This window comes from Variovorax sucrosi, assembly GCF_051216635.1.
GTDB lineage: Bacteria > Pseudomonadota > Gammaproteobacteria > Burkholderiales > Burkholderiaceae_C > Variovorax.
Map to the genome: position 1 here is coordinate 77458 of NZ_JBPJZU010000003.1, position 19851 is coordinate 97308.

The following is a 19851-nucleotide window of genomic DNA, read 5'->3' on the forward strand; positions in this document are numbered from 1 at the left end:
GCGGTAGGCGATCAGGCCGCCATGATCGACACCGCCTTGGTGTTGAGGTAGGCCTCCACAGCCTCCGGCCCGCCTTCCGAGCCGTAGCCCGAATCCTTCACGCCGCCGAAGGGCATTTCCGGCGAAGGCGCGGCGGGCTGGTTGATCCACAGCATGCCCACTTCAACGCGACGCGCCAGCTGGTGCGCGTTCTTGATCGAGGTGGTGAAGGCGTAGCCGGCCAGGCCGAAAGGCAGGCGGTTGGATTCGGCGATGGCTTCGTCCAGCGTGTCGAAGCCGCGGATGGCGGCGATCGGGCCGAAGGGTTCGTTGTTGAAGATGTCGGAGTCGAGCGACACATCCGTCAGAACCGTCGGTGCGAAGAAGTTGCCGGTGCTGCCCACGCGCTCGCCGCCGGTCGCGACCTTGGCGCCAGTGGCTTGCGCGTCCTGCACCACCTTGGCCATGGCCGTCAGGCGGCGGTCGTTGGCGAGCGGGCCGAGGGTCGTGCCTTCGGCCAGGCCGTCGCCGAGCTTCAGGCTCTGTGCATGCTTCACCAGCAGTTGCGCGAACTCGGCCTTCAGGCTGTTGTGCACCAGGAAGCGGGTCGGCGAGATGCAGACCTGGCCGGCATTGCGGAACTTGGCGGCGCCGGCGGCCTTCACGGCCAGCACGACGTCGGCGTCTTCCGCCACGATCACCGGGGCGTGGCCGCCCAGTTCCATCGTTGCGCGCTTCATGTGGGCGCCGGCCAGGGCGGCGAGCTGCTTGCCGACCGGGGTCGAGCCGGTGAAGGTGATCTTGCGGATCACCGGATGCGGGATCAGGTAGTTCGAGATCTCGGCCGGGTCGCCGAAGACCAGGCCCACGGTGCCGGCCGGCACGCCGGCGTCGACGAAGGCCTTGATCAGTTGCGCCGGCGATGCGGGCGTTTCTTCCGGCGCCTTCACCAGGAACGAGCAGCCGGCCGCCAGCGCGGCACCGAGCTTGCGCACCACCTGGTTGATCGGGAAGTTCCACGGCGTGAAGGCGGCGACGGGGCCGACAGGTTCCTTCATCACCAGCTGCTGCGCCGCCAGGTTGCGCGAGGGCACGATGCGGCCGTACACGCGGCGGCCTTCGTCGGCGAACCATTCGATGATGTCGGCAGCGGCCAGCACTTCGCCGCGGGCTTCGGCCAGCGGCTTGCCCTGCTCCTGCGTGAGCAGTGGTGCGATCTGGTCGGCGCGTTCGCGGATCAGGCCGGCCGCGCGGCGCATGATCGCAGCGCGTTCGTTGGCCGGCACGTCGCGCCAGGCTTCGAAGCCCTTCTGAGCCGCGGCAAGCGCGCGGTCGAGGTCAGCGATACCGGCGTGCGCGACCTGGCCGATCACCTGGCCGGTGGCAGGGTTGCGAACGTCGAGCGTCTTGCCGCTCTTGGCATCGACCCACTCATTGGCGATGAGCAGCTGGGTGGCGGGGTAGGAAGTGGTCATGAGGCGTCTTTCGTCGGACAACGGAGGATGGAAAGAGGTGGGCGTGGGATCTGGCGGAGTCGCCGCCACAGCGTCGGCGCAGGGCCGAACTTCGACATGCTACGCCAATGGGAGCGAACGCGTCAGCGTGCCGCCAGCACGGCGGCAGCGACTTCTGCGAAGCCTGCGCCACGCTCGCCCTGCGTCAGGTAGCGCGGAAGATCGTTCAGTTGCGGCACGAAGCGCGCCACGTTGGCCACGCCGATGCTGTTCGCGAAGGTCTTGAACATCAGTTGGTCGTTGGTGGAGTCGCCGACGTAGGCCCACCGGTCCATCTCGGCATCGAGGTCGCGGCCCCAGAGCTCGCGCACGATCCAGCGCGCCCCGACGAGCTTGTCGTGGTCGCCATACCACCCGTTGATGTGGATGCTGCTCACCGTGGCGTGCATGCCCTCGCTGCGCATGCGCGCTACGACTTCGGTGATCTGCGCCTCGCTCAGGTGCGCGAACTCGCTGTGGTCGATGGCTATGTCGCATTCGCGGCCGGGCGAGTCGGTGGCGCGCACCGCGCCGGGCATCTCGCGCTCGATGCGCGCCAGCGCCTGCTGCATGCGGGCAAAGTTGGCGGCGCGCACAGCGGCGTCCTGCTGGTAGCGCTTGGCGAGCGTGCCGTCTCCGCGCCGCACCAGTGCGACCGCGCCGTTTTCTGCCACGATCGAATCGATCGGCCAGGCGGTCGCGAAGGGCTCGCTCCAGCCGACCGGGCGCCCGGTGATGGCGACGACGTGCAGGCTGGCGGCTTTCAGGTCGGCCAGCGCCTGCAGCGCATCGGGCGTGATCGCGCCATCGGTGGTCAGCGTGTCGTCGATGTCGGTGAAGACGCCGAGCAATCCGCCGCGGGCCGCGGCCGGCCACTGTGCAAGCGGCAGCATCAGCCCGCCGCCGGGCCGCCCCAAGGCGGGCTGCGCCCCCTCGGGGGGCAGCGAGGACACGGCAGTGCCGAGCGTGGGGGTCACATCAGCCCGCCGCCGGGCCGCCCCAAGGCGGGCTGCGTCCCCTCGGGGGGCAGCGAGGACACGGCAGTGCCGAGCGTGGGGGTCACATCAGCCCGCCGCCGGGCCGCCCCAAGGCGGGCTGCGCCCCCTCGGGGGGGCAGCGAGGACACGGCAGTGCCGAGCGTGGGGGTCACATCACCCCGCCGTCTGCAGCGCCAGCCCCGCGTGCTCCCGCAGCGGATGGAAATGGATCTTCGGAAAGCGCTCCTGCGCCAGGCGCACGTCGTACGGCGAGGTACAGAGGTAGGCCAGCGTGTTCGCAGCGTCGAGCGCCATGCGCGCCGGGTAGGCGTTGACGAAGTCGCGCAGCTCGGCCGGCGTGTCGGCCGTGATCCATCGCGCGCCGGTGTACTGGCAGCCTTCGAGCCGCACGTCGGCGTCGTACTCGGCCTTCAGGCGGTGCTGCACGACCTCGAACTGCAGTTGCCCGACGGCGCCCAGCAGCATCGGGCCGCCGATTTCGGGACGGAAGACCTGGATCGCGCCTTCTTCGCCCAGCTGCGCCAGGCCCTGCTGCAGTTGCTTGGTGCGCAGCGGGTTCTTCAGGATCACCGTCATGAAGAGTTCGGGTGCGAAGAAGGGCAGGCCGGTGAACATCAGGTTCGCGCCGTCGGTGATGGTGTCGCCGAGCTGCACGCCGCCGTGCGTGGTGAAGCCGACGATGTCGCCCGCATAGGCCTCTTCGACCGCCTCGCGGCGCTGGCTCATGAAGGTCACGACGCTGGTGGGGCGCAGTTCCTTCGAGGTGCGCTGCACCTTGAGCTTCATGCCCGGCGTGTACTTGCCCGACGCCATGCGGACGAAGGCGATGCGGTCGCGGTGGTTGGCGTCCATGTTGGCCTGCACCTTGAAGACCACGCCGGCGAAGTCCTTGTCCTCGGGCAGGATCTCCTTCACCACCGGCTGACGGTTGACCAGGGTCGTGCTGATGCGCGACTGTGGCTGCGGCGCGAGGTCGACCAGCGCATCGAGCACTTCCATCACGCCGAAGTTGTTCACGCCGGAGCCGAAGAACACGGGCGTCTGCTTGCCGGCGAGGAAGGCTGCACGGTCCCAGCTCGGCGAGGCACCGGTGGCCAGTTCCATGCTGTCCATGGCCGATTCGAAGTCGGCGCCGAAACGCTTCGTCAGCGTGTCGCGATCGCTCAGCGGGATGGTTTCGAAGTCGTCCGACAGGCGTTCCTTGCCCGACTCGAACACCGTCATCGCCTGCGTGCGCAGGTTCATGATCCCGCGGAAGCTCTTGCCCTGACCGACCGGCCAGGTCATCGGCACGCAGGGCATGCCGAGCTCGCGCTCCACCTCGTCGAGGATGTCGAGCGGCTCGCGCACTTCGCGGTCCATCTTGTTGACGAAGGTGATGATGGGCGTGTCGCGCTGGCGGCAGACCTCGATCAGCCGCCGCGTCTGCGCTTCGACGCCGTTGGCCGCGTCGATCACCATCAGCGCAGAGTCCACCGCCGTCAGCACGCGGTAGGTGTCTTCCGAGAAGTCCTTGTGGCCGGGCGTGTCGAGCAGGTTGATCACGTGGTCGCGGTACAGCATCTGCATGACCGACGAGGCCACCGAGATGCCGCGCTGCTTTTCGATCTCCATCCAGTCCGACGTGGCATGCCGCGTCGCCTTGCGCGCCTTGACCGAGCCTGCGATCTGGATCGCGCCCGAGAACAGCAGCAGCTTCTCGGTCAGCGTGGTCTTGCCGGCATCGGGGTGGGAAATGATCGCGAAGGTGCGACGGCGGCGGGTTTCGGATTCGAAGGTCATGGCGTGAACGCGGGGCGCGCGAAGAACAGTGAGCGCGTGGCGCTCACGGCGCGGCGGCTACGCAAAGCCGATGATTTTAGCGAGCGCACCCGGTCCGGGTGGGCGTCGGTCTTGCGTCGGCGGCGGGAAGCCGCCGCCGACACCTCAGGGGCCAGTCCAGCCGAAGTAGGCGACGCCTTCGTACTGGTACTGCGACAGCGTTTGCTGCACGATGTCCCGTTCGCTTGCGTTGATTGTGTAGAAGTGCGTCTGCGCTTGCGGACGGTAGAACCGGAACATCGGTGTTGCGGCCGCAGTCGGCGAGGTGTTCGCGTACCAGGTCACGCCCTCGTACTGGTACCAGGGAAGGCTGGCCTGCACCTGCGCGCGTTCCTGATCGTTGATCGTATAGAAATGCGTTCCGTTGCGGGTGTTGAAGAACCGATGTACCGGGCTCGTGCCAGCGGCCTGGGCGCCAAACGCGAAGAAGGCCGGACCTTCGTAGTTGTAGTTGCGCATCTTGGTGATGACCAGATCGCGTTCCTGCACGCTCGATGTGTAGAAATGCGTATCCGTGGCCTTGTTGTAGAACCGATAGACCGCCGTGCGCTGTGTCGTCGACGGAATGTTCAGCCATTGTTGCAGCGAGGCGTTGAACGCCAGGTCGAAGCGCCCGTAGACGTCCGGGCCAATCGGGTTGCTGCAGGCGGAGGAGCCGCCGAGCAGTTGGCCCACCAGATAGTCGTTGCCGTTGAGGCGCTGGAACAGTCCGGAGCCGCTGCTGCCGCTTTCAGTCACGCCTTGCGACCAAGTGACCGAGTGAAAGCCTGCGTTGCTCTGGTTCGACGAGATGCAGCTGGTCGTGCTGCAGTTGGCGGTCCCAAGGTAGGTGCCGACGCTGTACTTCTGCAAGTCGCCATGCGGATGATGTACCCCGTACACCTGGTCGTACAGACCGAGCCCGAAGGGACTCGAGCCGGCAAACACGGCGCCGGCCGGCGGTTGCGAGTTCAGGCGCATGAACGAGGTATCGGTCGCGGCCGCCGCGTAGAGCAGCGTCGCGCCGGAAGTCATCGCGACCGCCGCGGGGTTGACCTGCGTGCTGTTGCAGCTGGCGGAGCGGTAGAACCAGAGCGTGAAGAGCGTCGATGCCACCGTCTGATTGGAAATGCAGTGGTTGGCACTCAGGAAGTACGGGGTGCCGGTCGACATGCGGTCGTTGAGCAGCGTTCCGGTGCACACGTAGTTGGCGCCGTCCTTCATGAAGTCCATCAGGGCGGCTGACTTGCTCACGCCGTCGTACTGTGTCGTGCAACTGACATCCAGATTGCAGCTGCCAGCCTCGCCGACCTTCTCCAGAGTGCCGGACTTGCGAATATCGACGCTGACATGGGACAGCAGTGGAACGGCCACGCGGACCTCCGCTGTCGCTGCGTTCGCAGGCACCTGAATTTCGATCGTGAGCGCTTCACCGCCCAGATTGGGCGACCAGTAGATGCGTGCGTTGTCGCTGGTGTCGCCGGCATCGAGATTGCGCTGGATCACGGTGAGAATCTCGTGCGCAGAGATCTCGTACATCTTGGTGTCGGCGTCGCCATAGAAGCGGACCATGGTCCCCGGCGGCAGGCTTTCCACGCGCAGTCCCAGGCGGACGCCCTTGGCGCCGGGCGACGAGAAGCGCAGGGCGGTCGACTTGCCACCGTCCTCGGCCGGCGACCAGCCCATCGCAGCAGTTGTCGCGCCCGTGGTGGACGTGTCCGCCACCGGACGGGCGACGCCGATCCGTCGGGCGATGCCGAAGATCGCCGGGGCTGACTTCAACAGATCAGCACTGTCGGTCGGCAGCGCCGGGAGCAGCACTTGACGCGGCACGGGGCGGCCTGCGGTCGGCCGGTCCTTGAACGGGTCGACGTCGCCTGCGGCGCCTTCGGCGGTCTGCACCTTGGACGCAATCAGGGCCGGCTCGGTGAGGGCCGTTGTGCTTGAAGTTGCCGCCTGCGTAGACGTGCCGGTTGCACCGGACGGCGTGCTGTCGCCGCCGCCGGCTCCGCACCCTGCGATGAGCACCGACAGTGCCATCGCCATCCCCCAACCCATCCTGAACTTGCGCTGCATGCTTCCGCCAATTTGAAATGCTTAGACCGAAGATTTTCCAGTGGCCTCCCGAAGCCGCGTGGCGCGGTGGCAGAACGATTTCGAACGGCGTCTCCGGTCGTGCAATTTGTCACAGTTCGGCAGCACAACCGTCGCGGCTGACCGACACTCGATCGATGGGCGTCGCCTGACCGAGATTTCGACGGCTTTGAAGCGGCGCCGTGCGAGGCGGTTAAAATCCTTCTTCCGAGGAGCGTTGCAGCGCCATCAGGCGTGAGGCTCGGACCCCATCGCAACCACGCTCATCCGCTGTTCTCGCGGTGAGTCCATTTCCGGTCGAACCTCCCGAGTGCAGCGGCAGTCGTCAAACCAGCTTTGGAGTTCTCATGAACGCTGTTCTCAAGCCCACCCCCGTCGCCAATGCCGACCAAGCCATTGCGGACCTGTCCCTTGCTGCCTGGGGCCGCAAGGAAATTCGCATCGCCGAAACCGAAATGCCTGGCCTCATGGCCATCCGCCAGGAATTCGCCAAGGGCCAGGCGCTCAAGGGCGCGCGCATCACGGGTTCGCTGCACATGACGATCCAGACGGCGGTGCTCATCGAGACGCTGCAGGCCCTCGGCGCCGAAGTCCGCTGGGCTTCGTGCAACATCTTCTCGACGCAGGATCACGCCGCTGCCGCCATCGCTGCCGCCGGCACGCCGGTGTTCGCGATCAAGGGCGAGTCACTGACCGACTACTGGGACTACACCCACGCCATCTTCGATTTCGGCCCCAAGGGCTCGAAGGGCGAAGGCCCGAACATGATCCTGGACGACGGCGGCGATGCCACGTTGCTGATGCACCTGGGCCAGCGCGCCGAGAAGGATCAATCGGTGCTCGCCAACCCGACCAGTGAGGAAGAACGCATCCTCTACGCCGCGATCAAGGCCAAGCTGGCCGTGGACGGCACCTGGTACACCCGCAAATCGGCCGAGATCATTGGCGTGACCGAGGAAACCACCACCGGCGTGCACCGCCTGAACGAGATGTCGGCCAAGGGCACGCTGCTGTTCCGCGCCATCAACGTGAACGACTCGGTCACCAAGAGCAAGTTCGACAACCTCTACGGCTGCCGCGAATCGCTGGTCGACGGGATCAAGCGCGCAACCGACGTGATGATCGCCGGCAAGGTCGCCTGCGTGGCCGGCTACGGCGACGTGGGCAAGGGCTCGGCACAGGCGCTGCGCGCGCTGAGCGCTCAGGTGTGGGTGACTGAAATCGACCCGATCAACGCCCTGCAGGCCGCGATGGAAGGCTACAAGGTCGTGACCATGGAGTACGCCGCCGACAAGGCCGACATCTTCGTGACGACCACCGGCAACAAGGACGTGATCACGCACGACATCATGGCCGCGATGAAGGACCAGGCGATCGTCTGCAACATCGGCCACTTCGACAACGAGATCGACGTTGCTTCGATCGAAAAGTACGAGTGGGAAGAGATCAAGCCGCAGGTCGACCACATCACCTTCCCCGACGGCAAGAAGATCATCCTGCTGGCCAAGGGCCGCCTCGTGAACCTGGGCTGCGGCACCGGCCACCCGAGCTTCGTGATGTCGTCGTCGTTCGCCAACCAGACCATTGCCCAGATCGAACTCTTCACCAAGCCCGACGCGTACGAAGCCGGCAAGGTCTACGTGCTGCCCAAGCACCTGGACGAGAAGGTCGCCCGCCTGCACCTGAAGAAGGTCGGCGCGATGCTGACCGAACTGACGGACGCGCAAGCTGCCTACATCGGTGTCGACAAAGCGGGTCCGTACAAGGCGGACACGTACCGCTACTGATTGCGCGGACGTGAAAGACCTCCATGCTTCGCATTGCGGTGCGAGCGCGCTTGGGGCGGCCCGGCGCTTCGCTCATGCGTGCTGATCAATTGTTGGTGGAACGCGGCCTGGCAGCCTCGCGCTCCCAAGCCGTCCGCCTCATCGCGGGCGGACTGCGCTGGCGCGATGCCGGCAGTGGCGCCGACTGGCGCAGCGTCGGCAAGAACCGGGACGACATCCCCGAATCGGCCGAGCTCGAACTGGTCGATGCGGCCGAGTCGCGTTACGTGTCGCGCGGCGGACTGAAGCTCGACGGCGCACTGGCTGCGACGGGCATCGACCCGTCGGGCCGCCGCTGCCTCGACATCGGCCAGTCGACCGGTGGCTTCACCGATTGCCTGCTGCAGCACGGCGCCGTGCATGTGGTCGGCATCGACGTGGGCCACGGCCAACTGCACGACCGCATCCGGGCCGACGAGCGGGTGACCGCGATCGAGAAGATCAACGCGCGTGCGCTGACGGCCGACGATTTTCCCGAGGACGAGAACACCGCCTTCGATCTGATCGTCGGCGACCTGTCTTTCATCTCGCTCACGCTGGTGCTGCCGGCCGTGGTGCCGTTTCTTGCGGCCGGCGGCGACCTGCTGATGCTGGTCAAGCCGCAGTTCGAGCTGCAACCGGGGCAGGTGGGCAAGGGCGGCATCGTGCGCGACGACGCGATGTACCCGATCGTCGAGCAGCGGCTGCGCGACGCCTGCGCCGCGTTGGGCCTGCGCGTGGTGCGTTGGCTCGACAGCCCGATCGAGGGCGGCGACGGCAACCGAGAGTTCTTCATCCATGCCGTTCACGCCGACGGCCACGCAGGAGCCGCTCATGCGACTACCCCTGAGCTTTGAGTTCTTCCCGACGAAGACGCCCGAAGGCGCGGTCAAGCTGCGCGGGGTGCGCCAGCAGCTCTATGCCATGCGGCCCGAGTTCTGCTCGGTCACGTACGGCGCTGGCGGCTCGACGCACGAAGGCACCTTCGCGGCGGTGCGCGAGATCCTGGAAGAGGGCGTCGACGCCGCCAGCCATTTCTCGTGCATCGGCGCAACGAAAGCCACCGTGCGGGCACAACTGCACGAGCTCAAGGCGATGGGCGTCAAGCGCCTCGTGGCCTTGCGCGGCGACCTGCCCAGCGGCTATGGTGCCGGCGGCGAATTCCAGTACGCAAGCGACCTGGTGGCCTTCATCCGCGAAGAAACCGGTCGCGACTTCCACATCGAGGTGGCCTGCTACCCCGAGGTGCATCCCCAGGCCCGCTCGCCCGAGGCGGACCTTCGCGCCTTCGCCGCCAAGGTGAGCGCCGGCGCCGACTCGGCCATCACGCAGTACTTTTTCAACGCCGATGCGTACTTCCGCTTCGTCGATGAATGCAGCAAGCTGGGCATCGCGACGCCGATCGTGCCCGGCGTGATGCCGATCACCAGCTCGACGCAGCTCATGCGCTTTTCCGACGCCTGCGGGGCCGAGATTCCACGCTGGATTCGGCTGCGCCTGCAGAGCTACGGTGACGACACGGCCTCGATCCGGGCCTTCGGCCTCGATGTGGTGACGCGTCTCTGCGAGCAGCTGCGCGACGGCGGTGCCCCCGCGCTGCACTTCTACACGATGAATCAATCCGTCGCCACGCTCGCCTTGGTGGAGCGGCTCGGCGCCAACACATGAGTTGGGCCGCTGCCGGCGTGCGCTGGCGTGTGGGCGGTGCGGCTCTGCTCGCCGGGCTGCTGGCGGGCTGCACGGTGCCGCCGCAGCGGGGCCAGGACGAGGCGCCGCCCAGCCTGAAGCCGCTCACCCGCGAGCTGGCCGTGCCCCCGGGGGCACGCCCACGCTCGGCGGTGCCGTCGGTGCGCTACGACCTCTTCTCATCGGACAAGGACGAACTCCCGTCCGACGATGGACTGCCGGGCGATGGGCCACCGAAGACCATCTTTCAGCGCGGTGGGGCGTCGTGGTATGGCATCGGCTTCCACATGCGCAAGACGGCCAACGGCGAGCGCTTCGACATGGGCTCGATGACCGCGGCCCACCGCACGCTGGCCTTCAACACCGTCGTGTGCGTGCGCAGCCTGGTCAACGGGCGCGAGGTGCTGGTGCGCATCAACGACCGCGGGCCCTTCGCCTCCGGCCGGATCATCGACCTGAGCCGCGCGGCGGCGGAGGCGCTGGACATGGTGAGCACGGGGATCAAGCAGGTCTCCCTGCATGTCATCGACGAGTCGGGCATGCGTTGCAATGGCACGGTAGCCGACGTGGCTGCACTGCAGCCGGCGCTGGATGCCGAGCCGGCACGCGCGGCGAAGTCGCCACCGAAGGCCGCGCCGCAGCGCCCGGTACCGGCGCGCCTGCGCAGGTAGCCCACGGCGAAACGGAGACGCAATGGGGACGCGGCGCTCAGCCGCCGGCGTCGAGCGAGAAGGCGGCGTTGCGGTCCTGCCCCAGACGTTCCACCAGCTGCGGCAGCGCGGCCGCCATCTGCGCCTTCAGCGTGTAGGGCGGGTTGATCAGGAACATGCCGCTGGCGGGCAGCCCAGGCCGGCGCGTTTCCCCTGTCGGCGCTGTCACGATCTTGCTCGACTTGACGGTGAGCGTGGCGTGCAGCCAGGACTTGCCGGCCTTGGTCGCCATCGTCTTGAGTCGACGCGGCAGGTCGTGGGCCTCGGGCCGCGGAATGATCGGGTACCAAACCGCATAGGTGCCGGTCGCGAAGCGCTTGAGCGCCTCGCCGACGAAGTCCAGCACACGTCCGTAGTCGCTCTTCAGCTCGTAACTCGGGTCGCACAGCACCAGGGCGCGGCGCGACGGTGGTGGCAGGAACTTGGTGGCGCTGCCGAAGCCGTCTTCGCTGAACACGGCGATCTGCCGGCCGGCCTCGAGCTGCGCGATGTTGGCGTCGAGCGTGCGCGAATCGGTCGGGTGCAGCTCGAAGAGCTTGAGCCGGTCGTGCTCGCGCAGCAGGTGCTGCACGATGAAGGGAGAGCCAGGGTAGACCTTGGCGCCGCCTTTGGGATTGAAGTCGGCGATCACCGCGAGATAGCGAGCGATGGCGTCGGCCAGCGGCGCTTCGGCGGCCTCGGTGGTTGTCTTCTTCTTGGCGCCAGGCGCGACGGGCGGCGGTTGCAGCAGCCGTAGCACGCCCTGCGCGGCCTCGCCGCTGGTGTCGGCGTAGTCGCCGTCGAGCCGATAGAGGCCGGCACCGGCATGGGTGTCGACCACGGTGAGCGCCGCGTCTTTTTCGAGCAGATGCTCGAGCGTGGCGATCAGCACCGTGTGCTTGAGCACGTCGGCGTGGTTGCCGGCATGGAAGGCGTGGCGGTAGCTGAACATGTGAATGGTGCCTGAGAGAAAGGTGACGATCGCTCGACCAGCCGCTATTGCATTCCACAAGAGAGGCGGGAGACGAATTCCGGACTGTCGATTTTGCCCCCGTGCCGTGATGCGAAAACAACGGGATCGATTTTGCGAGTCGAGAATGCATTCTCACATTGCTCAAGTTTTGTAACACTGCCTTCATGCTCCGACGTTCCTGCCTCATTGCCATCGCCACGGCCATCGCCACTGCTGTCGCTGGCCCTGCCTATGCCCAGTCCTCTGTGACCCTGACCGGGCTGGCCGACGCCTTCATCGGCTCCGTCCGAATGGCGGGTGCGCCCGGGCGCGTCGATCAGGTGGGAAGCGGCGGCCTCACGACATCGTGGTTTGGCATGCGAGGTGTCGAAGACCTCGGTGGTGGGTTGTCGGCGACCTTCGTGCTGGCCTCGTTCATGCGGGTCGACACTGGCGAATCCGGGCGTTTCAATGGAGACCCGTTCTTCACGCGTGACGCGAACGTCGGCCTCTCGGGCAGCCTGGGGTCGTTGCGGCTCGGTCGTGCCGCGGCACCGAATTTCATCCCGACCATCCTGACCAATCCCTTCGGCGATACCTCGACGTTTTCGCCGCTGGTGTTGCATGCGAACGTGAACAACGCCGCCTGGCTGCACCGCACCACGCCCTCGGACACGGGCTGGGGGAACCAGGTGCTCTACACGACTCCCAGATTCGCCGGGCTGACGGCAACGCTCCAGTATCAGTTCGGCGAACAGCTCGACTCCACGGGCAACGACGGCAAGAAAAATGTCGGTGTGAGCGTTCTCTATTTCAACGGCCCGTGGTCTGCGACGGCCTATTTCGAGCGCGATCAGGTGTCGAACTCGGGCCCCTCGGCGCCGCTGACGACCGTTGTGGCGGGCGTGGCCGTGCCAGAGACCAAGAAGGACTGGATGGTCGGTGGTTCGTACGACCCGGGCTTCGCCAAATTCTTCGTCACCTACGGCGGTGCCAAGACCGATATCGCCGATTACGATGCCAGGACGACGTCGCTGGGCGTGTCGGTGCCGGTGGGCGCCGGCGCCATTCTGGCGGCCATTGCCCGCACCAAGGTCGAAGGCACCTACGACGGCAGTCGCACGACGGCCAGCGTGGGCTACGACTACTTCCTGTCGAAGCGCACCGACCTGTACGCGGTGCTCATGCAGGACCGGATCACGGACCGGAGTCACGGCAACAGCTTCGGTCTGGGCATGCGCCACCGCTTCTGATCGTTGCCTGACCCTGCTGGCCCCGGGCTGGCAGGGAACTTGCCCGGACCCCGCCTTTCGTCATAGAATCGCGGGCTTCGCAGCGTTTTGGCAGCCCCGCGGCGAGGTGTGCGAACCGGTTCCGGTTCGCGATCCCCCACCTAAGAGATTCCCATCAGAGGAAAACCGACCGTGGAAAAGGGCACAGCCACACCAACTCCGGTTGGGCAAACCAAAGTCGAAAGATACTCATGAAAACGTTCAGCGCAAAACCCGCTGACGTGACGCACGAGTGGTTTGTGATTGACGCGACCGACAAGGTCCTCGGACGAGTAGCCAGCGAAGTTGCTCTCCGTTTGCGCGGCAAACACAAGGCCATTTACACGCCTCACGTCGATACCGGTGACTTCATCGTCATCATCAACGCAGCCCAGCTGCGCGTCACCGGCGCCAAGTCGATCGACAAGGTGTACTACCGTCACTCGGGTTACCCGGGCGGCATCAGTGCCACCAACTTCCGCGACATGCAGAACAAGTTCCCTGGCCGTGCCCTGGAAAAGGCCGTCAAGGGCATGCTGCCCAAGGGTCCGCTTGGCTACGCCATGATCAAGAAGCTCAAGGTGTACGGCGGTGCGGAACATCCGCACACCGCACAACAGCCCAAGGTCCTGGAAATCGCAGGCTTGTCCACCAATGCCCAACGTGAGGCCGCCAAATGATCGGTGAATGGAACAATGGAACCGGCCGTCGCAAATCCAGCGTCGCCCGTGTGTTCATGAAGAAGGGCACTGGCAAGATCACGGTCAACGGCAAGGACATCCAGGCCTATTTCGGCCGCGAGACGTCCATCATGATCGCCAAGCAGCCGCTGTTCTTGACGAACAACGTCGAAGCCTTCGACATCATGATCAACGTGGCCGGTGGCGGCGAATCGGGTCAAGCCGGCGCAGCGCGCCACGGCATCACCCGCGCTCTGATCGACTACGACGCGACGCTCAAGCCGGTGCTGAGCCAGGCTGGCTTCGTGACGCGCGATGCGCGTGAAGTCGAGCGTAAGAAGGTCGGCTTGCACTCCGCCCGCCGACGCAAGCAATTCTCGAAGCGCTAATTCGCTGCTGTGCCACTGCATGGCGGCGTTGCAAATCCTCGCCGGACGCAAGTCCGGCTGCGGTTTGCGCCTTGCCCTGCAGCGACTCGCTACGCGAATATCCGCACTTCGTACGTTGCCGAAGCCGCCCTCCGGGGCGGCTTTTGCGTTGTTGAAGTAGCATCCTTCCATTGGCCGCACGTTCGGCCTACCCCACAGGAGTAAGCCATGAGCGCCGTTGCCGAAACCATCCAGATCCCGACCCAGATGCCCGAGCCGATCGTCTTCACCGACAGCGCGGCCGCCAAGGTCGCCGACCTGATCGCCGAAGAGGGCAACCCGGAACTCAAGCTGCGGGTGTTCGTGCAGGGAGGCGGCTGCTCCGGCTTCCAGTACGGCTTCACCTTCGACGAGATCACCAACGAGGACGACACGACCATGACCAAGAACGGCGTGTCGCTGTTGATCGACGCCATGAGCTACCAGTACCTGGTCGGCGCCGAGATCGACTACAAGGAAGACCTCCAAGGCGCCCAGTTCGTGATCAAGAACCCCAACGCCACCAGCACCTGCGGCTGCGGCTCGAGCTTCTCGGCCTGATGCCTGGATGCCGCTGACCCGGCATCCCCGAGAAGCCGCCTCCGGGCGGCTTTTTGCTGCCTGTCGTTCTTTCCATCTTCCTGTTTTCCCATGACGTCAGAGGCCATCACCCCCGTCGCCCCCGTCCGCAAGAGCCTTCTCTGGCTCGTTGCCGTCGGCTTCTTCATGCAGACGCTCGACGCGACCATCATCAACACGGCGCTGCCGGCCATGGCGGCCGGCCTGGGCGTCAGCCCGCTGCGCATGCAGTCGGTGGTGGTGGCCTATTCGCTCACGATGGCGATGCTGATCCCGGCATCGGGCTGGATCGCCGATCGCTTCGGCACGCGGCGCATCTTCTTCTCGGCGATCGTGCTGTTCGTCCTCGGATCGGTCGCCTGTGCGCTATCGCAAGGCCTGGGTCAGCTTGTGGCCGCGCGGGTGGTGCAGGGGCTCGGCGGCGCGCTGCTGCTGCCGGTGGGGCGCCTGGCACTGCTGCGCACCGTGCCGCGCGGCGAGTTCCTGCAGGCGATGAGCTTCGTCGCCATTCCGGGCCTGATCGGCCCGCTGCTCGGCCCGACGCTCGGCGGCTGGCTGGTGCAGTACGCGTCGTGGCACTGGATCTTCCTGATCAACGTGCCCGTCGGCCTGTTGGGCTGCATCGCGACGCTGCGCTTCATGCCCGACCTGCGCGGCGCAGTGCTGCAGCGTTTCGATTCGACGGGCTATGCGATGCTGGCCTTCGGCATGGTCGCGATCTCGCTGGCGCTCGACGGCGTCGCCGAGCTCGGCCTGCGGCAGGTCAGCGTCTTCGTGCTGCTGGTGTTCGGCTTCGCCAGTCTGACCGCCTACTGGCTGCATGCATCGCGCAGGCCCGAGCCGCTGTTCTCGCCCACGCTCTTCAAGGTGCCGACCCTGAGCATCGGCCTGCTCGGCAACCTGTTCTCGCGCCTGGGCAGCGGCTGCATGCCCTTCCTGGTGCCGCTGCTGCTGCAGGTGTCGATGGGCTACTCGCCGCTGCGGGCGGGGCTGATGATGCTGCCCATCGCCATGGCCGGCATGGCGATGAAGCGATTCACCACGCCGCTCATCACCCACCTCGGCTACCGGCGGGTGCTGGTCGCCAACACGGCGCTGGTCGGGCTGACCATGGGGAGCTTTGCGCTGACCTCGCCGAGCCAGCCCGTGGCGCTGCACATCGTGCAACTGCTGTGCTTCGGTGCCGTCAATTCGCTGCAGTTCACCGCCATGAACACCGTCACGCTGCGCGATCTCGACGGCAGCATGGCCAGCAGCGGCAACAGCCTGCTGTCGATGGTGCAGATGCTGGCGATGAGCCTGGGCGTGGCCGCCGCGAGTTCGGTGCTCGGCGGCTACACCGGCATCTTCGGCAGCGCCGCGCCCGTCGATGTCCTGCATGCTTTCCAGGCGACCTTCGCGACCATGGGACTGATCACGCTCGCGTCGGCATTGATCTTCTGGCACCTGCCGCCCGAGGCGCGTGCCGTGCAGCCGGCGCAGCCCGAGGTTTCGGGGCAAGGCTGATCGGCTGATCGAAGCGTTCGATCGCTGTCAGGCGGGGTAGACGGCGCCCAGCACCCGCGCGCCCCGCGCACCCGTCACGCTGGCGAGGTTGCCCGGCTCGCGTCGGATCGTGGCCCGTGCCAGCCAGGCGAAGGCCGCCGCTTCGACCTGCTGCGGCGGCAGGCCGCGATCGACGGAGGAGCAGACCGTCAGCTTGGGCAAAAGGGCGGCCAGGCGTGCCATGAGCTGGTCGTTGAGCGCGCCGCCGCCGCAGACGATCAGTGCCGTCGCGGCGCCGCCGTACAGGCGCACGTCGTGCGCGCACGCAGATGCAGTGAGCTCGGTGAGCGTGGCCTGCACGTCGACCGGGGTGAGGGTCGTGTCGCCCAGCACGGCATCGAGCCACGCCGGATGGAACAGGTCGCGCCCGGTGCTCTTGGGCGGCGGTTGGGCGAAGAAGGGCTCGGCGCGCATCCGCGCCAGCAGCAGCGGGTCGACGCGCCCGCTGGCGGCCCATCGGCCGCCGTCGTCGAAGGGCTGGCCGGTGTGCGTGCGGCACCAGTGGTCCATCAGCGCGTTGCCCGGCCCACAGTCGAAGCCCAGCACCGTGCCATCGCCCGCGGGCAGCACGCTCAGGTTCGAGATACCGCCGATGTTGAGAATGGCCAGGCTCTCCCCGGCCCGGCCGAAGACCGCGCGGTGAAAGGCGGGCACCAGCGGGGCGCCCTGGCCACCGGCGGCAACATCGCGGCTGCGGAAGTCCGCAACCACGTCGATGCCGCAGAGTTCGGCCAGCAGGGCCGGGTTGTTCAATTGCAGCGTGTAGCCGATGCCATCGACGGCGCCCGGTTGGTGCCGGACGGTCTGCCCGTGGGCGCCGATGGCCGTGACGTCCGCCGCCTCGAGCCCTGCCTCGTCCAGCAATCGCCGCACCACCGAGGCATACGTGCGCACCAGCGCGTTCGCGGCCAAGGCAGCGCGGTGCAGTTCGTTGTCCGCCGCGCGGTTGAGGGCGAGCAGTTCGCTTCGCAGAGGGTCGGGAAGGGCGGCGCTGGCATGGGCAAGCACGGTGATGCGGCCGTCGGCCAGGTCCGCCAGCACGCCGTCGACCCCGTCGAGCGAGGTGCCCGACATGAGGCCGATGAATCGCTCAGCCATGCGTGCGGGCCGGCCGTTGCAGGGTGGCGCTCAGTCGGCGCTGGCCTGCACCACCGAGAACGCCGCCGACAGCTCGCGGCGCGTGGCCATCGCGACCCGATCGAAGGCCGGGCGTGCCGAGGCGGCGATCGGCGTGCCGTTGTCCTGCTGGGCAATGGTCGCCGGGTTGGTGTACTCGCCGTTCACCCGGAATTCGAAGTGCAGATGCGGGCCGGTGGCCCAGCCGGTGGAACCGACCGCGCCGATGAATTGGCTCTGGCTCACCGCCTGGCCGGTGCGGACGTCGATGCGGCTGAGGTGCGCATAGACGGTTTCCTGGTTGCTGCGGTGCTTCACGATAATCACGTTGCCGTAACCATTCTGGCGGCCGGCGAACTCCACCACGCCATCGCCGACGGCGCGCACGGCGGTGCCGGTGGGGGCTGCGAAATCGATGCCGTTGTGCTGGCGCCAGCTGTTCTGGATCGGGTGCATCCGCATCGCGAAGCCGCTCGAGATGCGCGAGAACTCAACCGGTGACGACAGGAAGGCGCGCACCAGGCTGTCACCGTTCGGGCGGTAGTAGCCGCCCTTCTTGCCGGGCTCCTGGAACCAGAGGGCCTGGTAGATCTTGCCGTTGCTTTCGAATTCGGCCGACAGCACCCGGCCGCTGCGCAGCGACTGGCCGTCGGCTTCGAAGGTCTCGTAGACCACGGCGAAGCGGTCCCCCTTGCGCAGGGAGCGGAAGTCCACGTCGGCGGCGAAGATGTCTGCCAATTGGCTCGCGACCGCATCAGGGATGCGCGCCTCGTCGGTGGCGGCGAACAGCGAGCTGCGCACGACGCCGCTGGCCAACCGGCTGGCGGCGGCCAGCTGGTCGGCTTCGGTGCGGACGGTGAAACCCTTGGCGTTCCGGGCGATCACCAGACGCTTGAAACTGCCGTCGCCGTCCGGAATCCAGCGTGCGCTCAGGCGTTGCAGCGTGTTGTCGCGCGTGGCTTCGGCCGTCACCGTGCGGCCGGTGCGGTTGAACAGCGCGCCCCGGGCCTCGGGATTGCTGCGCACGAAGGCCGCGGCCGCGGGATCGTTGATGCCCAGACGCTTGAGCAGCGCCTCGATGGTGTCGCTGGCACGGGTGAGTTCGGTGCGGAACAGCGTGAAATCGTGCGTGTCGAGCGTTTCCACCTGATCGGCATAGGCCAAAGGCTGGACCGCTTCGAGCACCTGCTGAACGGGCAGGTCCGCCACGTCCGGGCCCAGCGAGGCCACGGCGAAGGCGCCACCGCCGGCGCACAGCAGCAGGGTGCCGATCGCCGCAGTGATCTGCTTCGGATATGTCTTGAACGTGTGGGCCAGGCGAGAAGCGAGTAACTCCTCGGCGGCCAGAATGGCGTTGATCAACGTCTTAAAGCCCTGTATCGGTTCGGTCGGTCCCAGCGCGTGCTTCGTCGCGCGAAGCTGTAGGACGGAGCGAAAGGAAAGCGCCGCTTAGAATCCGACGCTTGGAAAGTCGGGCTGAGTATAGCTTCGGCCATACGCAAAACTGCCAAAAATTACCAATGAAGCCCGACTTTGTTACAAGCGAAAACCTTTCGTCAGGTGTAGGACACGCGCTCGAAATCTCTCTTCGAGGTGCCGACGAGCTCCTGCCGAAAGACGAGTGGGTGCGCAAGCTGCAGCGCGCCGAGGCCTCGGGCACGCCGTTGCGCATCAAGTTGGGGCTCGACCCGACCGCTCCGGACATCCACATCGGTCACACGGTCGTCCTGAACAAGATGCGTCAGCTGCAGGATCTGGGCCACACCGTCATTTTCCTGATTGGCGATTTCACCAGCACCATCGGCGACCCCTCTGGCCGCAACAACACCCGCCCGCCGTTGAGCCGCGAACAGATCGAATCGAACGCGCAGACCTACTATCGGCAGGCGAGTCTGGTGCTCGACCCGGCCCGCACGGAGATCCGCTACAACTCCGAATGGAGCGACCCGCTCGGCGCCCGCGGCATGATCCAGCTGGCCGCCAAGTACACGGTGGCGCGGATGATGGAGCGGGACGACTTCACCAAGCGCTTCAAGGCCGGCCAATCGATCTCGGTCCACGAATTCCTCTATCCACTGATGCAGGGCTACGACTCCGTCGCCCTCAAGTCCGACCTGGAGCTGGGTGGCACCGACCAGAAGTTCAACTTGCTGGTCGGTCGGCATCTTCAGCAGGAATACGGGCAGGAGCCGCAGTGCATACTCACTATGCCGCTGCTCGAAGGACTCGACGGCGTCGAGAAGATGTCCAAGAGCAAGGGCAACTACATCGGCGTCACGGAAGACGCGAACACGATGTTCGCCAAGGTGCTGTCGATCTCCGACGACTTGATGTGGCGCTGGTACACGCTGCTGAGCTTCCGCTCCATCGCCGAGATCGAGGCACTGAAGGCCGAGGTGGCGGGGGGGCGCAATCCGAAGGAGGCCAAGGTGGCGCTGGCGAAGGAGATCACCGCCCGCTTCCACAGTGCCGCGGCGGCCGAAGCGGCCGAGCAGGATTTCGCCAACCGCAGCAAGGGCGGCGTGCCCGATGAAATCCCCGAGGTGACGCTGTCTAGCGCCCCGTTGGGCATCGCACAGCTGCTCAAGCAGGCGGGGCTGGCCCCGTCGACCTCGGAAGGCAACCGCCTGATCGACGGCGGCGGCGTGCGCGTCGATTCGCAGGTGGTGAGCGACAAGGGTCTCAAGCTGCCGGCCGGCAGCTATGTGGTGCAGGTCGGAAAGCGCAAGTTCGCGCGCGTGCTGCTGAGCTGAGCCC

General features: G+C 66.5%; 17 protein-coding genes and 1 riboswitch. Of the genes, 10 read left to right on the forward strand and 7 right to left on the reverse strand.

The window, feature by feature from the left end:
* Nucleotides 1-11 precede the first annotated feature (11 nt).
* From ACSFBE_RS06310 to ACSFBE_RS06325, 4 genes are all read right to left on the reverse strand, one after another.
* Nucleotides 12-1454 (reverse strand): NAD-dependent succinate-semialdehyde dehydrogenase, encoded by a 1443-nt coding sequence (locus tag ACSFBE_RS06310; RefSeq protein WP_435489536.1) that lies wholly within the window; start codon nt 1452-1454, stop codon nt 12-14.
* A gap of 122 nt (nt 1455-1576) precedes the next feature.
* Nucleotides 1577-2365, reverse strand: a complete 789-nt coding sequence (locus tag ACSFBE_RS06315; RefSeq protein WP_435489994.1) for an HAD-IIB family hydrolase — start codon at nt 2363-2365, stop codon at nt 1577-1579.
* A gap of 258 nt (nt 2366-2623) precedes the next feature.
* Nucleotides 2624-4252 (reverse strand): peptide chain release factor 3, encoded by a 1629-nt coding sequence (locus ACSFBE_RS06320; RefSeq protein WP_435489537.1) that lies wholly within the window; start codon nt 4250-4252, stop codon nt 2624-2626.
* A 144-nt stretch (nt 4253-4396) separates the two neighbouring features.
* Nucleotides 4397-6346, reverse strand: coding sequence for a serine protease (locus ACSFBE_RS06325; protein ID WP_435489538.1), 1950 nt, complete (start codon nt 6344-6346; stop codon nt 4397-4399).
* Between the two features lie 221 nt (nt 6347-6567).
* Nucleotides 6568-6636, forward strand: a riboswitch (S-adenosyl-L-homocysteine riboswitch).
* Between the two features lie 75 nt (nt 6637-6711).
* Between ACSFBE_RS06325 and ahcY the strand changes: the two genes are divergently transcribed.
* The 4 genes from ahcY (at nt 6712) to ACSFBE_RS06345 (ending at nt 10526) form a co-directional block, all read left to right on the forward strand.
* Nucleotides 6712-8151 (forward strand): adenosylhomocysteinase, encoded by a 1440-nt coding sequence (gene ahcY, locus ACSFBE_RS06330; protein WP_435489539.1) that lies wholly within the window; start codon nt 6712-6714, stop codon nt 8149-8151.
* Between the two features lie 74 nt (nt 8152-8225).
* Nucleotides 8226-9026 carry a TlyA family RNA methyltransferase gene (locus ACSFBE_RS06335; RefSeq protein ID WP_435489540.1) on the forward strand — a complete coding sequence of 267 codons (801 nt, stop codon included), beginning with the start codon at nt 8226-8228 and terminating at the stop codon, nt 9024-9026.
* The gene (metF, locus tag ACSFBE_RS06340; protein ID WP_435489541.1) at nt 9004-9837 is read left to right on the forward strand and encodes a methylenetetrahydrofolate reductase [NAD(P)H]; all 834 of its coding nucleotides are present in this window, start codon (nt 9004-9006) and stop codon (nt 9835-9837) included. Before ACSFBE_RS06335 ends, metF begins: the two co-directional genes overlap by 23 nt.
* Nucleotides 9834-10526, forward strand: a complete 693-nt coding sequence (locus tag ACSFBE_RS06345; protein ID WP_435489542.1) for a septal ring lytic transglycosylase RlpA family protein — start codon at nt 9834-9836, stop codon at nt 10524-10526. Before metF ends, ACSFBE_RS06345 begins: the two co-directional genes overlap by 4 nt.
* A 37-nt stretch (nt 10527-10563) precedes the next feature.
* On the opposite strand, the gene ACSFBE_RS06350 is transcribed toward ACSFBE_RS06345, so the two are convergent.
* The gene (locus ACSFBE_RS06350) at nt 10564-11496 is read right to left on the reverse strand and encodes a 23S rRNA (adenine(2030)-N(6))-methyltransferase RlmJ (protein WP_435489543.1); all 933 of its coding nucleotides are present in this window, start codon (nt 11494-11496) and stop codon (nt 10564-10566) included.
* 185 nt (nt 11497-11681) lie between these two features.
* On the opposite strand from ACSFBE_RS06350, the gene ACSFBE_RS06355 reads away from it, so the two are divergent.
* The 5 genes from ACSFBE_RS06355 to mdtD all read left to right on the forward strand — a co-directional run bounded on the left by ACSFBE_RS06355 (nt 11682) and on the right by mdtD (nt 15939).
* Nucleotides 11682-12749: a porin gene (locus ACSFBE_RS06355; protein ID WP_435489544.1), complete on the forward strand. Its 1068-nt coding sequence runs from the start codon at nt 11682-11684 to the stop codon at nt 12747-12749.
* Between the two features lie 230 nt (nt 12750-12979).
* Complete coding sequence (rplM, locus tag ACSFBE_RS06360; protein WP_262073483.1) at nt 12980-13447, forward strand: 50S ribosomal protein L13; 468 nt, start codon at nt 12980-12982, stop codon at nt 13445-13447.
* The gene (rpsI, locus tag ACSFBE_RS06365) at nt 13444-13836 is read left to right on the forward strand and encodes a 30S ribosomal protein S9 (RefSeq protein WP_162569459.1); all 393 of its coding nucleotides are present in this window, start codon (nt 13444-13446) and stop codon (nt 13834-13836) included. The genes rplM and rpsI overlap by 4 nt, the downstream gene beginning before the upstream one ends.
* Before the next feature lie 207 nt (nt 13837-14043).
* Entirely contained in the window at nt 14044-14415 is a 372-nt protein-coding gene (erpA, locus tag ACSFBE_RS06370) for an iron-sulfur cluster insertion protein ErpA (protein ID WP_435457138.1), read from the forward strand.
* Between the two features lie 90 nt (nt 14416-14505).
* Complete coding sequence (gene mdtD / locus ACSFBE_RS06375) at nt 14506-15939, forward strand: multidrug transporter subunit MdtD (RefSeq protein ID WP_435489545.1); 1434 nt, start codon at nt 14506-14508, stop codon at nt 15937-15939.
* Between the two features lie 27 nt (nt 15940-15966).
* Here mdtD and ACSFBE_RS06380 read toward each other — a convergent pair whose 3' ends face one another.
* Complete coding sequence (locus ACSFBE_RS06380; RefSeq protein WP_435489546.1) at nt 15967-17076, reverse strand: anhydro-N-acetylmuramic acid kinase; 1110 nt, start codon at nt 17074-17076, stop codon at nt 15967-15969.
* Nucleotides 17077-17106: 30 nt separating this feature from the next.
* Nucleotides 17107-18456, reverse strand: coding sequence for a M23 family metallopeptidase (locus ACSFBE_RS06385; RefSeq protein ID WP_435489547.1), 1350 nt, complete (start codon nt 18454-18456; stop codon nt 17107-17109).
* 158 nt (nt 18457-18614) lie between these two features.
* Between ACSFBE_RS06385 and tyrS the strand changes: the two genes are divergently transcribed.
* Nucleotides 18615-19847, forward strand: coding sequence for a tyrosine--tRNA ligase (gene tyrS / locus ACSFBE_RS06390; protein WP_435489548.1), 1233 nt, complete (start codon nt 18615-18617; stop codon nt 19845-19847).
* The last annotated feature ends 4 nt before the right edge of the window (nt 19848-19851 follow it).